The following is a 15,984-nucleotide window of genomic DNA, read 5'->3' as shown; positions in this document are numbered from 1 at the left end:
TCGGGCGTACCGGCGGGCCGCCGACACTGTGGCGGACCTGTAAAGTTCGCTAGTGACCCGAGCGGGTGCGGGCCAGGCGGCCGGTCACCCTGGAGCGCTGGCGGGCCAGCTCGCCGGCCAGGCCCGGACGGCTCAGGGTGAGCGCCACCAGGTGCCGCTCACCGTTCGCCCAGCGGCGCTTGTACGGGTGGTCACCCCGCAGGAAGTCGAACTCGGTCACCCCGCGGGCCATGCCCTCCTCCAGCACCCGGGCGTGGGTGATGTGGCCCGGGCCGAACTCGTTGAAGTCCGGGTCGATGGCGTTCTTCAGCATGTAGATGCGCCCGGCGTACTCGAAGTCGAGCCGTATCGCGATCGGCCGCCCGTCGGCCGTGACGGTCATCAGGCGCAGCCAGCCCGCGGTGTCGAGCGCCCGGATGGCGTCGGCCAGGAACGCCTCTGACGCGGCGTCGGCGAGCAGGCCCTGGAACTCGTCGGCACGGTCGGCCCAGCGCCGCTCGTGCAGCTCCGTGAGCCAGGTGATGCCCTGCTCCAGGGTCGGCCCGGAGTGGTTGGTGAAGACCACCTCGTGGCGCTCGCTCATCCGGCGCAGGCGTTGCGGCACCCGGTTCTTCCGCAGCGGCTTGACCAGGTCGTAGCCGTCGCTGACGTCGATGAACGGGCAGACCGCGTCCGGCGGGACCACCTCGGCGGCGGCGAGCCGGTCGTTGCCCGCCAGGCCCGACCGCAGCTGCTCCAGCGCCACACTGTCGCTGGCCAGGCGCGACAGCACCACGCTGCCGACGTCACCGCGCAGCCGGTCGGCGAGGTGGTCCAGCAGCAGCGTCACCGACTCCTCCGGCCGGCGCACCAGCAGGATGCCGCCGTAGTCGCCGGCGTCGTAGCCGACCTGCCGCAGGGTGGTCGACCGCAGCGGCCCGACCCGCGACGTCGCCTCGTACAGCGGGGCCAGGGCGGCGATGCCCTCGTCGTCGCGCACCACCAGCAGGTGGAGCCGGGCGTCGCCGGCGGCCTCGCCGAAGTGGCGCCACCAGGTGCGCAGCCAGCCCCAGGTCAGGAACACGTTGGGGTCGAGGTTGGCGAGGGCGGCCTCGTCCCACTCCTTCTCGAGGGCGTCGAACGCCCCGGCCGAGTCGACGACGTCGACCCTCACAGCACTGCCTCCAGGTGGACGGGCGGCATCGCGGCCTCGACGTCGCCGTCGGCGGCGGTCAGGAACCAGCTGTCGGGGTCCTGCACCTTGGCGGTCACCTCGGGCGTGTCGGCGGAGTACATCAGGTGTCGGATCGGGTGCTCGCCCGCCTCTCCGGTCCGCAGGAACCCGGCGAACCGCAGCGCCCGCTCGGCCTGCGGGTTGCGGGTCCGCAGCGACAGGGCGACGGCGCCGTCGCGGCGGGCGGCCCGACCGGCGGCGTGGAGCAGCGGTGCGACCCAGCGCGGTGGGGCCAGGTAGTCGACCACCACGGCGATGCGTTCGGCCGCCGAGGTGGTGGACCGGGTCGGGCGGATCACCACGTACCCGATCGTCTTCTGCCCCCGCACCAGGTAGTAGCGCTGCAGCGTGTCACGGTCGGGGCGCTGCTCGATCTTCCAGGCGAGCGCCGTCAGGTCGCGCACCGCCAGCACCGGGTAGTCGCCGGCCGTCGCGGCCCACACCTCGTCGACGCGCTCGTCGAGCCGGTCGACCGGCACCAGCCGCGCCCCGGCCAGCCGGGTCGCCAGCGAGGCGCCGGCATCCACCAGCCGCACCACCGGCGCGATCACCGGCGCCAGCTTCCGCAGGCGGGCGGGCACCCGGGCGTGCTGCAGCGCCAACTCGGGGTCGAGCGGCCGGCGGTAGCGGGGCATCACGCCCAGGTCGACGCAGCCGGCCTTCGTGAACGCCGGGTAGCCGTCGTCGGAGGCGTAGAGGACCCCCACGATGGAGCGGCTCTGCAGCAGCGTGTCGATCAGCGCGGGACCGACGCCCCGCAGCCGCCACTTGCCCTCCACCATCAGGTCGATCGCCCACGAGGCGTCCCGCCGCTGGTCGCCGATCTTCAGCTCGACCGGCATCTCGGTCTGCTGTCCCACGACCTCGCCGTCGCGGCGGCACACCCAGAACGACGGACCGTCGGCGCCGGCGTGCGGGTTCTGGGCGAACAGCCAGGTGCGGCTCGCCGGGTTGACCTGCCGGCCGTCGGGCGGGAAGTTGGCGCGCTGGAACGCGTCCACCGCCGCCGCGTCGTCGGGCCCCAGGGGGTCGACGCGTTCGATCCCCACCTTGAAACGCTCGGGAACTCTCACAAGAAACCTGTCACCATCCGCCGTACGCCTGAGGGCCAACAAGCTACGCGCCTGCCCATCCAGAAGCGAGACCAGGGCGAGCAGGGGCGCCGATGCTCTTTCGGAGGGATCGGGGCTGCCACTAGGGTCTCCGGCAATGGCGGACAACGAGGGTTCTTCGGCGGACGGAGCGGGCGCGCGCGAGTCGACGCCCGACGACGCGTCCAGCCGGCCGAAGGTGGTGTCACGGCGCGCCGCGCTCGTGGTGCTGGGCGCGGGCGCAGCCGGCGGGGCCAGCCTCATCGCCGGCCGACGGGTGTTGTTCGACAACACGTCGAGCGACCGGGCCGAGCCGCCGCCGGCACCCCCACGCGACACCGGCTCCACCGAGACGACGGCGACCACCGAGGCGCCCACCACGGCGGCCCCGGCGCCCGGCATGGCCCTCTGGAGCGACGCGGCCACCTGGGGCGGGACCGTCCCCGGTGAGGGCGACGTCGCCACCGTCACCCAGCCGGTGATGCTCGACGTCGACACGCAGGTCGCGGGCGTCGTCGTCGACGCCGCCGGCGAGCTTGTCTTCGACCCGGCGCAGAGCCACACGCTCACCTCCAGCGGCAACGTCGTGGTGCACGGCGCGCTGCGCATGCGCCCCGGTGCCGCCGACGTCCACCAGGTCGTCTCGATCGTCGGTGTCGACGAGGGGCGCTACGTGGGCGGGGAGACCGAGGAGCCGCAGGACACGGACGTCGGCGTGTGGGTGATGCACACCGGCGTGATCGACCTGCTGGGCGCCGCGAAGACCGCCTGGACGCACCTCGGGGCGGCTGCCGACGCCGGGGCCACCACCCTCACCGTCGACACCGCCGACGGCTGGCAGGCCGGCGACGAGATCGTCGTGGCCGCCACCGAGTCGCCGCACGAGAACTCCGAGCACTGGATGCACTTCGACCGCCGCGTGATCGCCGCGGTCGACGGCAAGAGCGTCACCCTCGAGAAGCCGCTCGAGTACGCCCACCCGGACGTGACCGTGCGCGAGGGCGTCACCCACCGGGCCGAGGTCCTCAACCTCACCCGCAACGTGCGGATCGAGGGCACCGCCGAGGGCAAGTCGCACGTCACGGTGCTGCACGGGCAGGTGCCGCAGAAGGTCGGCTGGGTGGGCCTGCGCCACATGGGTCCCAAGGAGGTGCTCGGCCGCTACGCCCTGCACTACCACATGGGCTACGACGCCCTGCGGGGTTCCACGGTCGACGGCGTCGTCGCCTACGACAGCGCCAACCACGCCTTCGTGCCCCACCTGACCAACGGCGTCACCTACCGCGACTGCATCGTCCACGACAGCGCCGACCACGCCTACTGGTGGGATCCGGCCGGCGACGGGGAGCAGTCCGGCGACGTGCCCAGCAACGACATCGTCTGGGAGCGCTGCGTCGCCTCGTCGGTGGCGGAGGGCCGCGACCCCCACGCCACCGCGTCGTTCATGATCGGTGCCGGGAGCGGCAACGTGTGCAAGGGCTGCGTGGCGACCGGCGGGAGCGGTGCCTCCGAGGGGGCGACGGGCTTCCGCTGGGGATCGGGCTCCAACGACGAGACCAACACGTGGGTGTTCGAGGACAACGTCACCCACAACAACTCGCACTCGGGGCTCTTCTTCTGGCAGAACAACGCCCCGCGCACGATCATCGACCGCCACACCGTCTACCACTGCGGTCAGGGCATCTACGGCGGCGCGTACATCAACCTGGCGTCGTACCGCGACTGCGTCGTCTACGGCTGCTCCGACTGGGGCCTGATCATCGCGGCCACGCCGATGCAGGGCCTCACGTCGCCCGACGAGACCATCACCTACGAGAACGTCTACGTCGACCAGCAGGGCGTCGGCGACTACGCGGTCTACATCGAGGCCCACCAGCTCACCGGCGACCACGTCACGAAGATCACCAACAGCACGTTCAAGGGCGCCCGGAAGGCAGCGGTCGGCTTCCCCGACGGCGGCGACATCCGCCAGATGTACGACTTCGTCGACTGCACGATCGAGGGCAACGCCTTCCACTTCGGTGAGGGCGTCCCCGTCGACTCGCAGATCCGGGTCCGCGGCGGCAACCTCGGTTCGATCGACGTGTACCCACCGGGTGGCCCGGGCGAGCACCGCGCCGAGTGGAACGGCTCGGTGACGTCGGCCTGAGCCGGCGTGCCATCCTTTCGGCCATGTTGCGACGGCGGACGATCTCACTGCTCCTCGGCGCGGGCTGGCTGCTGGCCGCCTGCGGATCCGACCCCTCGATCGGCGGTGAGGCCGACGAGCTGGCGGAGGCCGACGTCGACGCCGCGATCACCGTGTCGAGCACGGCGTTCGCCGAGGGCGCGCCCATCCTGGTGCAGTTCTCGTGCGACGGTGACGACGTGTCGCCCCCGCTGGCCTGGGAGGGCGTGCCCGACGACGCCGCGGCCCTGGCGCTGGTGCTCGACGACCCCGACGCCGGCGGCGGCACCTACGTCCACTGGGTGCTCTACGGGCTCGATCCGTCGCTGACCGGGCTCGACGAGGGCGCGCTGCCGGACGGGGCCCGCCAGGCCGAGAACGCCGACGGCGAGTCCGCCTACGCCGGCCCGTGCCCGCCCGCCGAGGACGGGGCCCACACCTACCGGTTCACGCTCTACGCCCTCGACGAGGCGATCGACGCCGACGACGGCAGCGGCCAGGCCGACGTCCTGGGCGACATCCGGGACGCGGTGATCGCCAAGGGTGTGCTCACCGGCACCTTCGACCACTGAGGGTCGGAGGGTCGGAGGGCGGGCAGCCCGTCAGCTAGCGGTGGTCGGCGTGGTGTCCGAGTAGCGGACCAGGAACGCGAGCCTCTGACCGCGACGCCAGGACCGTTCGACCCGGAAGCCGGTGGAGCGCAGGAGGAGGCGGAACTGGTCGCCGGTCCACTCGCGCCGGTGGCCGGGGTCCGACGGAGGCCCGAGCGGGTGGTCGGGATCGGCGACCTCGCGGTCGACGATCGACAGCAGCACCGGCACGCCGTCGCCCGACTGCCCGGCGATCTCGTGGAGCAGCCCGACGGGGTCGTCGTGGGCCTCGAAGGTGGCGTCGAGCCGTAGTACCAGGCCGGACGTCCTCCGGGCCGACCGGGAGGCCAGCCGTCGCACCGACGCCGCCACGGGCGTCCCACCGGTCACGTCCGCCGCCGGCCGCTCCTCGTAGCCCCACGCCAGGAACAGCTCCCGGGCCCGACCGTCCGGCGTGCTCGGGTGCTGCACGAGTACGCCGACGGTGCCCGTGTCGTAGCGCAGCGCGTTGTGCCGGTTCCACACCCAGCGGCCCACCGGCGGGGCGTGGGCCAGCGCCACCCGGGTCCACTGCCGCACCCGGTTCGGCTCCAGCCGCGCCGAGCGCCGGAAGTGGCGCCGGGCCGCGGCCCAGTCCTCGAAGCGGGCCGCGGCGGCCCCGCGCACGCCGTCGAACGCCGCCACGCGGGCGGGCGACGCGGCGAAGACGACGGGGTGCCGGCTGAGGATCCAGCTGGTGGCGTCGTAGGTGATGTACGGGTTGCTGCTGCGCCGCTCGTCGACCGGCCGCCGCTCGATCCGCAGCGCCAGGACGTCGGTGCTGACGATGCGCAGGCCCTGCCGCCCGGCCTCCGCCTGCAGCCGCATGAACAGCTCGAACTGGTGGCTCGTGCCGAGGCCGTCGAGGTAGCCGCCGGCCTGGCGGCAGAGCGCGGTGCGGACGGCGAACGTGCCGGCCCGGTACGAGGCGACCACGCCGCCGAAGGGCTCCGGCAGGGCGATGACCGGCAGCGGGGCGATCTCGTGGCCGTCGGGGTCGACCGCGATCGACCCGCAGCACGTCACCCCCACGTCCGGTTCGTCCATGGGGCGGGCCAGGGCCGACAGCCAGCCGGGTTCGGGGATGTCGTCGTCGTCGAGGAACACCACCCAGTCGCCCTCCACGGCGGCGATCCCGGTGTTGCGCGCCACGCTCAGCCCACCGTTGGGTTGGCGCACCACCCGCAGGCGGTTGTCGTCGATGGCGGCCAGCACCTTGGGCGTGGCGTCGGTCGAGCCGTCGTCCACCACCACGACCGAGTACGAGGGCCCCTCCTGGCGCAGCACCGAGCGCACGGTGTGCTCGACGAGATCGGCGCGGTTGTAGGTGCACATCACCACGGTGATGTGCGGCGACGTGGTGGTCATGCGACCACCGGCGGGCGGGTGAGGAACACCGCCTGCGGCGTGCGGCTCCAGCTGCGCTCGACCTCGTAGCCGGTGGAGCGCAACAGCAGCTGCACCTGGTCACGGGTCCACTCGCGGCGGTGACCGGGGTGCGACGGGGGGCCCAGCGGTCGCTCCGGGTCGGACGCCGTGCGGTCGGCGGTCGCCAGCAGCACGGGCGCCCCGCCGCTGCGGCGGGCCAGGTCGTGCAGCAGGCCCACCGGGTCGTCGGACCGCTCGATCTCGCCCTGGCTCACCACGAGCCCGGGCCGTCGTCGCGCCAGCCGCAGGGCGAGCCGCCGCGCCCGCGGCGCGGCCTCCGGGAGAGCCGGTGCCGGGGCCGGGGTCGGGTTCTCCTGGTACTCCCAGGCCAGGAACAGCTCCCGGTCGTCGCGCGGCTCGTCGCCGGGCCGCTGCCGGAGCACACCGAGCTTGGTGGCGTCGTAGGCCGCGACGCCGTGCCGGTCCCACACCCGTCGTCCTAGCGGCGACACGAGCGACAGGGCCACGCGGCTCCAGTTGCGGTGCCGGCCGGGCTGCAGCCGCGCCGACTGCCAGAACAGGCGCCGTGCCGCACGCCACTGGCCGGTGCGGGCCGCAGTGGCGCCGGCGACACCGGAGAACGAGGCGACGGCGAAGCTCTGGCCCCGGAACGTCTCGGGGTGCCGCGTCAGGATCCACATGGTGGCGTCGTGGACGACGTAGGGGTTGAGGCTCGGCCGGTCGTTGACCGGGCGCCGCTCGATGTCCAGCGCCAGGGTGTCGTCGCTGGCCACACCCAGGCCGGAGCGGCGGGCCTCGGCCAGCAGGCGGATGAACAGCTCGAACTGCTCGTTCGCCCCCAGCCCGTCGAGGTACCCCCCGGCCCGGCGGCACAGGTCGGTGCGCACCGCGAACGTGCCGGCCCGGTAGGCCCCGACCACGTCGCCGAAGGGCTCGCCGAGCGGGATCACCGGCAGGGGGCAGATCTCGTCGCCGTGCGGGTCGACCGCCCGGGCACCGCAGCAGTTGATCCCGACGTCGGGGTCGCCCGCCGGGCCCGCCAGGGCGGCCAGCCAGCCGGGCTGCGGGACGTCGTCGTCGTCGAGGAAGGCGACCCAGGCGCCCCGGGCGACCGCCAGGCCGGCGTTGCGGGCGAGGCTCATCCCGGCGTTCTGCTGGCGGAGCACCCGCAGCCGGTCGTCGTCGATGGCGGCGAGCACCTTGGGCGTGGCGTCGGTCGAGCCGTCGTCGACCACCACGATCTCCAGCGACGGGCCCTCCTGGCGGAGCACCGCCCGTAGCGTCCGCTCGATCACGTCCGCCCGGTTGTAGGTGCACATCACCACGGTGATGTCCGGCGTGCCCATGCGACTCACGCAGTGCCGGCGGGGCTCTGGTGCAGCACGGAGAGCCGCAGCGCCTCGTCGTAGAAGTCGGAGCTCAACGCCAGCTGCTCGGGCCGGTCGAAGCCCTGCACGGCGCCGTTGGCGAGCACCATGATGCGGTCGCACTCGGCGATCGTGGTGAGGCGGTGGGCCACCACCAGCAGCGTCATCCGGCCCCGCAGGCTGCGGAGGGTGTCCTGCAGGCGTGCCTCGGAGCGCATGTCGAGCGCGCTGGTCGGCTCGTCCAGCACCAGCAGGTCGGGTCGACCCGCCAGCGCCCGGGCGATGGTCAGCCGCTGCTGCTGGCCGCCCGACAGCGAGGTGTCCTCCGGGCCGATGATCTCGTCGTAGCCGTGCGGCAGCGCCTCGATCTCCTCCGCCAGGTGCGCCATGGCGGCGGCCTCGTGCACCCGGGCGAGCGGCATGTCGCGGTAGAAGGCGATGTTCTCGGCGACCGTCCCCTCGATGAGGTGGGGGTCCTGGGGAACGAAGGCCACGCGGCCGTACCAGTCGGCCTGCGCCAGATCGCGGGTGTCGACGCCGTTGGCGAGGAAGCGGCCCGCGGTGGGCTCGCGCAGGCGCAGCAGGATCTGCAGCAGCGTCGACTTGCCGCTGCCGGACGGGCCGATGATGCCGATGGCCTCGCCGGCCTCGATGGTGCCGGACACCCCGCGGAGCACGGGCCGGTCGGGCAGGTACTCGAAGCTGACGTCCTCGAGCTCGAGCTGCCGGATCGACGCCACGGGCGTGTCACCGGACGTCACCGGGCTGCCCTGGTACAGCTCGATGCGGCGGCTCACGTGGTCGAGGCTGGGGCTCAACTCGTTGAGGGCCTGGAACAGCGACTGGGTCTGCTGCCCGTAGGTGAGGGCCCGGAGCAGCAGCAGCATCACCGCACCGATGGCGGCGATGCTCGACCGGGTGACCGTGGTCAGCAGCCCGATGCCGCAGATGAGCAGCAGCAGCGCCGAGGCCTGGTACAGCGTCGGGCCGAGCATGGTGAGGAACCGGGTGCGACGGATCAGCCCGGCCTGGTGGTCGTTGAGGCCCTCCATGCGCTCCAGCGCCTGGGGTCCGGTGCCGAACACCCGCAGCTCGCGGGTGGTGCCGACCAGCTCGGAGATGGCGCTGGCGAAGGTGCGGCCGGCGGCGAGCTCGCGGTGGGAGGTGCGGCGCCCCCGGGCCGACAGGGGGCGGAGGCTGGCGGCGAGGCTCGCCCCGGCGACGACGATCACGATCGCGGCGAAGACGTTCGCGAAGATCGAGATGACCACGAACGTCGCCACGTTGAGCGCCGCGGTCACGAAGGCGCTCAGGGTCATCACGACCTTGGCGGCCTTGTCGGCCTGGGTGGTCATCACGTCCTGGAGCTCGCCCTGGCGCTCCACCGCCTGGACGTGCCAGCTGGCTCCCAGGTAGGAGCGCAGCAGGGTCTGGCGGATCACCGTCAGCGCCCGGGTGGAGGTCGACGAGGAGATGCGGGCCAGCACCAGGCCGACGGCCACCTTGGCGATCACGAAGCCCAGCGCGATGAGGATCGCGGTGGCCACGGTCACCCTCCAGCCGGTGCCGGGCAGCACCTCGAAGTGCTCGGTGTCGTCGGTGGCGGCCAGCGCGATCCGGGCCATCACGACCAGCAGCCCGGCCTCGCACAGGCTCCCGACGAACGAGACCGCCCCCAGCGTGAGGAGACGGGGATAGGTGCCCGGCACCAGTGTGTCCGTCCGCCGCGCCATCCCGAGGACGGTGACCGCGCCCTGCGACCGATCACGGCGCCCGAACCGCCCGCTGCCCATGCCCAAGATCTGACTCGCCCTTCCTCGCGCCCGCCGGGGCGTCTCACGCCGTGACCACGAAAGGCTACACCCGATGCCCAGGACAGCGGGTAGGTGCCCGGCCTTGGGTCCGCCTCAGAAGAGCTCGATGTCGCCCAGCGTGAGGTGCCAGTCGGCGGCCGGGGGAGGGGTCTGCTCGCAGACGCTGCGCCACATGAGCGTGGGGCCCTGACCGGGGATGGGGAGGAGGCCCAGGGCGGGCCGGGCGGCGCCGAGCCAGACGGCGTGGTCGGCCTGGCTGCTGCGCAGCACCTCGGCCAGCAGCTGCCGGATCATCCCGGAGTCGTCGCCGGGCACCAGCACCTCGCACAGGGCGGCCTCGGTGGCGGCGCCGCGGCGGCGCACCCGGAACACCACCATCCCGTCGGCGAGGCCGCCGGGGCCGGTCAGCGCCCGGTAGTGCAGCGGTGGGAACCCGTAGCGCCACGCCAGGTAGTCGGGCGTCCGGTGGGTGGCGAGGCCGGGTCCGCTCTCGCCGGCGAGCCGGTCGAGGAGCGCCGCCACGGCTTCCCGGTCGGCCAGCGCCTCGGGGGCGGACACGCCACCTGTGCTGTCGGCCGACCACTTGTCGGCCGGCGTGCGGGCCCGGGCCAGCCGCACCAGCGCCAGCGCCGAGCGGGGCCGGGCGGCGACGGGCAGGCGCTGGACGAGCTGCCAGCCCATCTTCACGTAGCCGGGGCGGCTGCGGTCGTTGGGGGTGTTGAAGACGAAGCCCGTGCCCATGGTCGCCAGCTCGTCGAGGGCGTGGCGGGTGAGCAGGGAGAAGATGCCCTTGCCCTGGTAGTCGGGGTGGGTGGCGGTGTCGACCGCCCGCACCGCGTCGACCACCCGGCCGTCGTGGACGAACTGCCAGCGCAGGAACGTGCGGAAGCCGACGATGCGCTCGCCGTCGACCGCCACCCAGGCCGGCGACTCGCCGAACGGGCTCTCGCGGTGCTTCCAGGCGAAGAACCGGGCGTACTGCTCGTCGGGAACCCATCCCATCGACGCCTGCAGCAGCTCGAGCACCGCGGGGTCGTCGTCGGATGTGGCCACTCGCACGTCGATCATGTCTCGGGACCCACCAGCGGGCGAGAGTAACCGAGACGCGGCGTAGCATCGTCCCATGGCGCAGGGACGGGCAGCGGCGCTGCAAGCACTCAAAGCGGCGGCGGTGGTCGGTGACCGCGTCCGGCATCGGGTCCCCGGCGTGGTCGTGCTGATCTACCACCGGGTGGGCCGGCGCGCCGAGACCGAGATCGACATGCCCGCCGCCGACTTCGAGCGGCAGATGGCCTGGCTGGCCGAGACCGGCCGCGCGGTCGACATCGACACCGCCGTGGCCCGCCTCGTGCTGCGGGAGCCCGTGGGCGAGGGCGCCCGCTCCGGCCCCGACCCGGTGGTCGTCACCTTCGACGACGGCACGTCCGACCTGGCCGAGGTGGCCCTGCCGATCCTGGCGCGCCACCAGGTGCCCGCCACCGTCTACCTGGCCACCCGCCACGTCGACGAGCAGCTGCCGTGGCCGGCCGACGGGCAGCCGCTGTCGTGGGCCGGTGCCCGGGAGATGGTCGACTCGGGGCTGGTGACGATCGGGTCGCACACCCACAGCCACGCCCTGCTCGACCGGCTGAGCCCCGACGAGGCCGCCGCCGAGCTCGACCGGTCGAAGGGCCTGATCGAGGAGCGCCTCGGTGTCGCCGCCACCCACTTCGCCTACCCGAAGGCCGTCGCCCCGCCGCCGCCGGTGGAGCGGGTCGTGCGCGACCGGTTCGTGTCGGCTGCCCTGGGCGGCAACCGGCCCAACCCTTACAGCCGCACCGACCTGCACCGGCTGGCCCGCACCGCCGTCCAGGTGAGCGACGGGTGGACCTACTTCCGGCGCAAGGCCGACGGCGGCATGGCCCTCGAGGACTCCTTCCGCCGGGCGCTCAACCGGGTCCGCTACCGCGGCGCGACCGGCTGAAGTTCATCGCGGAGCCATTCCTGGGCCATTCGCGCGCCAGAGACCGGCCTGCTCGCGTTCCTCGGAGCGCAGCCGGGCGCTAGCGTCAGGCGTCATGGCTGGTGGGCGAGACCCCTGGCGCGGCGCGGACAAGCCGAGCCAACTGCAGAGTTACGGCGATCTGCCGCCGCGCCGCGCCGCCGGTCAGCCGCCGCGGGCCCCCGAGCCGCCCTCGGCCGCCGGGCCCTCCGCGTCGTTCGACTCGCGCTCGATCTTCATCGGTCCCGCCGACCAGGACCCCCGGCCCGCCCGGGAGCCCCGCGACCGCCCGCACCGCTCGCCCTACGGCGACGACGGCTTCAGCTCGGCCCCCGCGGAGCCGGACAGCAGCGTGTTCGCCGACCCGTACGCACCGCCCGGCCCGCCGGCCCCGCCCGACGACGCCGACCACGACGACTGGCAGCGGCCGTCGCACGCCGCCGGCTCCCACCGGACGGCGCGCAGCTGGCGCCAGCGGGTCCTCCTCGGCGTCGGCGTGTTCCTGGTGGTGATGTGCTTCGCCGGTGCGACCGTGGCCTACTGGGTGGTGCGCACCTACAACAGCATCGACCGGGTCGACGGCCTGGAGCTCAACGCCGTCGCCGCCGGCGAGCCGGAGAACTACCTGGTGGTGGGCAGCGACAGCCGGGAGGGCCTGGCCGGCAAGCGCAGCGACTCGATCATGATCTTGCGCGTCGACCCGAAGAGCGAGCAGGCGTACGCCCTCTCGTTCCCCCGCGACCTGCAGGTCCAGATCGCCGGCTCGGGTGAGACCGACAAGATCAACTCCGCCTACAACGGCGACGAAGGCATCCAGCGGCTCATCGACACCCTGCAGCAGAACTTCGCCGTCCCGATCCACCACTACGTGGAGATCGACTTCGTCGGCTTCGAGCGGCTGATCGAGCACCTGGACGGCATCCCGCTCTACTTCGACCAGGCCGTGCGCAACCCGCCGGGCGCGCATGACGTCGGTCTGCACATCACCGAGCTCGGCTGCGTCACCGTCGAGGCCGACCAGGCGCTGGCGCTGGCCCGTTCCCGGGTCCTCCAGTACCGGGGGCCGGAGGGCTGGGTCGACGACCCCTACGGGGACTACGGCCGCATGACCCGCCAGCAGATCGTGATCAAGCAGGCGCTCAAGAAGGCCGTCCAGCAGGCGAAGGCGGACCCGATGCAGCTCAAGAGCATGGCCGAGCTGGCGGCCGGCACGGTGACCCTCGACAGGACGCTCACGATCTCCGATCTGCTCGGCCTGGCCGACCAGTTCCAGGACTTCGATCCCAACAACCTGCTCACGTTCTCGCTGCCGACCCGCACGCTCGACGAGGAGGGCAAGGGCGACCCCTACCCCAACGAGGCCCTGGCCGAGCCGGTCCTCAACGCCTTCCGGGGGCTGCCCATCGACGAGATCGGGCCCAGCCTCATCGACCTCACCGTGGTGAACGGCAGCGGTCAGGAGGGGCAGGCCGCCAACGTCGGCGGCGCCTTCCAGAAGATCGGCTTCGACGTGACGGTGGCGCCCGGCGCCGCGCCCGAGCCCGTCGCTCGCACGACCGTGTTCCACGCCCCGGGCGGGGAGGCCTACGGGCGGCGGGTGGCCCGGCACCTCGAGAGCGGGGCCGACGTCCAGCCGCGCGACGATCTCGCCCCCGGCGAGGTCGAGCTGGTGGCCGGCGCCGACTTCACCAACGTCTTCGAGGAGCCCGCGCCGATCGGCGCCACCACCACGACCGTCGCGCCGCCCGCGAGCGGCGACTCCGGCGGGAGCGCCGACACCACGGCCACCACCGCGGCGCCCGCGGCGTCGACCGCGACCACGGCCCCGCCCGCGCCGCCGCCGTCCACACCGCAGGTCGGCTATCCCGCCGGCCAGCCGCCCCCCGGCAAGTCCTGCGGCTAGGCGGGCCGGGCCGGATCGAGGGAAGGCGCGCGCCGTCCAACGTTCTCCTCGACTTAACTGATTCCTTCGTTCAGGGACCGATTGCAGGGGTAGGGGTGTGCTGTGCTTGGGGGAATGCGGCGGACAGCGGTCAAAGCTCTGTGGAAGGGCGCGCGCTGGGGCACGGTCGCCGGCCTGGCCGGCCTCCTGGCGGCGATCCCGGCAAGCATCTCCGGTAACGGCGTCGTCCCCATCGCTTCGGTGAGCCACCCTGCCGACCGGCCCGGTAGCTACCCCGGCCTCGACTCCTATGACCTCGGCTTCGACGAGGTCACCGTCGAGCCCGAGGTCGACCGCCCGTCGCGCCCGGTGGCCCAGGTGGTGTGGACCTCCGCCAGCCCCGAGGAGATCGAGTCGAACGAGGAGGTCGTCGACCGCCTCGGCACCAGCGGCATCCCCGAGGTGGCGCTGCGCGCCTACGTCCGCTCGCAGGAGACCACGTCGGTCGGCGACCCGGCGTGCGGCATCCCCTGGTACCTGCTGGCCGCCATCGGGCGGGTGGAGTCGAACCACGGCCGCTACGGGGGCGCCCAGCTGCGGGCCGACGGCTACGGCACGCGCCCGATCCGGGGCATCCCGCTCGACGGCCGGCCCGGTGTGGCGCTGATCCGCGACACCGACGACGGCGCCCTCGACGGCGACACCGTCTTCGACCGGGCGGTCGGTCCCATGCAGTTCATCCCGTCGAGCTGGCGGGCGGTGGCGGCCGACGGCAACGACGACGGCCGTCGCGACCCCAACAACATCTTCGACGCCGCGGTCGGCTCGGCCACCTACCTGTGCGCCGGCGACGGCGATCTGCGCAACCGCCAGCAGCGGGCCCAGGCCATCTTCCGGTACAACCACTCGCAGGAGTACGTCGACGTGGTGATGGCGCTGGCCGACTCCTACGAGCAGGGCCGGGCCCGGCCGCTGCCCCACGAGGAGCCGGTCACCCCCACGCCGCCGCCGTTGCCGCGGCCGCCGACCACTCCGGCCAACTCGGGTCCGCCGCCTGCCCTGCCCCCCGAGCCGCCGACGCCGCCGCGCCCGCCGACCACCACCACTACGTCGACCACGACCACGTCGACCACCACCACGACGTCGACGACCACGACCACGTCGACCACGACGACGACCGAGCCCCCGACGACCACCACCACCGTGCCGCCCACGACGACCGAGACCACGGCGTCGTCGACGTCGACGACCCTCTGAGGGCTCGGACGCTCAGTCGGTAGGTGACTTGAGAGCGGCCACGAGGTCGTGCCGGCCCTTGCGGGCGGCGACCTGGCGGTAGGTGTCCAGCACGATGCGGACCACCTCGCGCTCGTCGAAGTGCTCCTGGGCCCGCACGATGGCGGCCTTGCCCATGGCCTCGCGGCGGGTGGGGTCCTCGCCGAGGGCGGTGACCGCCTCGGCCAGCGCGGCGCCGTCGCGCACCGGCACCAGCAGCCCCGTCTTGTCGTGGTCCACCACCTGGCGGCAGCCGCGGACGTCGGTCGCCACGATCGGCAGGCCCGACGCGGCCGCCTCCATCGCCGCCCGGGGGAACCCCTCCCGGTACGACGGCAGCACGAAGACGTCCATGGCGGCGTACAGCGCCTCGACGTCGAGCCGGTGCCCCAGGAACACCACGCCCTGCTCCTCCGCGGCCCGGATCTCGGCCGCCGAGATGGCGTCGGCCTTCTCGGGGTCGTCGGGGCCGATGGCCGCCACCACGTAGCGGCCCGCGCCGAACCGCTCGCGCAGGGTGCGGGCCGCCGCGAACAGCTCGCGGAAGCCCTTCTCCACCACCAGGCGGCCCACCATGCCGACCACGATCGTGTCGCGGTCGGCGCCGAGCTCGGCCCGCCGCGCCAGGCGCACCGACTCGGGCACGCCGCCGGGCCGGAAGCGCTGCAGGTCGATGCCGTTGCCCAGCAGCTTCGTGCGCCGGCGGACGTTGACGTGCTGGTGGAGGAGCAGCTCGACGTCCTCCGGGTTCTGGATCAGCTCGGCGTCCGAGAAGCGGGCCGCGATCGCCTCCAGGGTCAGCACCACCAGGCGCTGGAGGGTGCTGTTGCTCTCGGTGACGTACAGCCCGTGGTTGGTGTTGACCACCACCGGCACGCCGGCCAGCCGCCCCACCACCCGCCCGTACAGGCCGGGCTTGGGGTTGTGGGTGTGCAGTACGTCGATCTTCTCGCTGCGCAGGATGCGCCACAGCTCCACGGCGGAGCGCAGGTCGGCGAGCGGGTTCATGCTGCGGGTCGACGAGCCGAGCGCGATGTGCTCGATGCCGTCCTGCTCCAGCGCCTTCACGTCGTCGCCCGCGGCGCTGATGCCGACGGCCTCGCCGCCGGGCAGGTCGCGCACCGCCCGCAGCTGCGGGAGCAGCAGGAACCGGAGGCTCGACGCCACTGTCGTCAG

General features: G+C 73.4%; 12 protein-coding genes. 5 read left to right on the top strand and 7 right to left on the bottom strand.

All coding sequences use genetic code 11. The features are described from left to right. Positions 1-49 precede the first annotated feature (49 nt). Positions 50-1,153, bottom strand: a complete 1,104-nt coding sequence (locus tag VK611_20360; GenBank protein ID HMG43696.1) for a GNAT family N-acetyltransferase — start codon at positions 1,151-1,153, stop codon at positions 50-52. Then, a complete protein-coding gene (locus VK611_20355; GenBank protein HMG43695.1) occupies positions 1,150-2,262 on the bottom strand; it encodes a hypothetical protein in 1,113 nt (370 codons plus the stop codon). Before VK611_20355 ends, VK611_20360 begins: the two co-directional genes overlap by 4 nt. A gap of 160 nt (positions 2,263-2,422) precedes the next feature. On the opposite strand from VK611_20355, the gene VK611_20350 reads away from it, so the two are divergent. Both VK611_20350 and VK611_20345 read left to right on the top strand, forming a co-directional pair. Next, positions 2,423-4,453 (top strand): hypothetical protein, encoded by a 2,031-nt coding sequence (locus VK611_20350; GenBank protein HMG43694.1) that lies wholly within the window; start codon positions 2,423-2,425, stop codon positions 4,451-4,453. A 23-nt stretch (positions 4,454-4,476) separates the two neighbouring features. Continuing rightward, positions 4,477-5,043 (top strand): YbhB/YbcL family Raf kinase inhibitor-like protein, encoded by a 567-nt coding sequence (locus VK611_20345; protein ID HMG43693.1) that lies wholly within the window; start codon positions 4,477-4,479, stop codon positions 5,041-5,043. 30 nt (positions 5,044-5,073) lie between these two features. Here VK611_20345 and VK611_20340 read toward each other — a convergent pair whose 3' ends face one another. The 4 genes from VK611_20340 to VK611_20325 all read right to left on the bottom strand — a co-directional run bounded on the left by VK611_20340 (position 5,074) and on the right by VK611_20325 (position 10,738). Next, positions 5,074-6,468, bottom strand: coding sequence for a glycosyltransferase family 2 protein (locus VK611_20340; GenBank protein HMG43692.1), 1,395 nt, complete (start codon positions 6,466-6,468; stop codon positions 5,074-5,076). Next, on the bottom strand, positions 6,465-7,835 hold the full coding sequence (locus tag VK611_20335) for a glycosyltransferase family 2 protein (GenBank protein HMG43691.1): 1,371 nt from the start codon (positions 7,833-7,835) through the stop codon (positions 6,465-6,467). Before VK611_20335 ends, VK611_20340 begins: the two co-directional genes overlap by 4 nt. 5 nt (positions 7,836-7,840) lie before the next feature. Then, complete coding sequence (locus VK611_20330; GenBank protein ID HMG43690.1) at positions 7,841-9,589, bottom strand: ABC transporter ATP-binding protein; 1,749 nt, start codon at positions 9,587-9,589, stop codon at positions 7,841-7,843. 174 nt (positions 9,590-9,763) lie between these two features. Then, complete coding sequence (locus VK611_20325) at positions 9,764-10,738, bottom strand: GNAT family N-acetyltransferase (GenBank protein HMG43689.1); 975 nt, start codon at positions 10,736-10,738, stop codon at positions 9,764-9,766. Between the two features lie 55 nt (positions 10,739-10,793). On the opposite strand from VK611_20325, the gene VK611_20320 reads away from it, so the two are divergent. From VK611_20320 to VK611_20310, 3 genes are all read left to right on the top strand, one after another. Beyond that, the gene (locus VK611_20320; GenBank protein HMG43688.1) at positions 10,794-11,633 is read left to right on the top strand and encodes a polysaccharide deacetylase family protein; all 840 of its coding nucleotides are present in this window, start codon (positions 10,794-10,796) and stop codon (positions 11,631-11,633) included. A gap of 94 nt (positions 11,634-11,727) precedes the next feature. Next, positions 11,728-13,554 carry an LCP family protein gene (locus tag VK611_20315; protein ID HMG43687.1) on the top strand — a complete coding sequence of 609 codons (1,827 nt, stop codon included), beginning with the start codon at positions 11,728-11,730 and terminating at the stop codon, positions 13,552-13,554. Positions 13,555-13,668: 114 nt separating this feature from the next. Then, on the top strand, positions 13,669-14,790 hold the full coding sequence (locus tag VK611_20310) for a lytic murein transglycosylase (protein ID HMG43686.1): 1,122 nt from the start codon (positions 13,669-13,671) through the stop codon (positions 14,788-14,790). A gap of 12 nt (positions 14,791-14,802) precedes the next feature. On the opposite strand, the gene VK611_20305 is transcribed toward VK611_20310, so the two are convergent. Further along, positions 14,803-15,984, bottom strand: a 1,182-nt coding sequence (locus tag VK611_20305; GenBank protein ID HMG43685.1) for a glycosyltransferase family 4 protein, incomplete at its 5' end; no start/stop codon positions are given.

This window comes from Acidimicrobiales bacterium (assembly GCA_035316325.1).
Classification (GTDB): domain Bacteria; phylum Actinomycetota; class Acidimicrobiia; order Acidimicrobiales; family VFJN01; genus DASXTK01.
The sequence above is the reverse complement of the archived record's forward strand: the minus strand, read 5'-3'. Positions and strand labels throughout refer to the sequence as shown.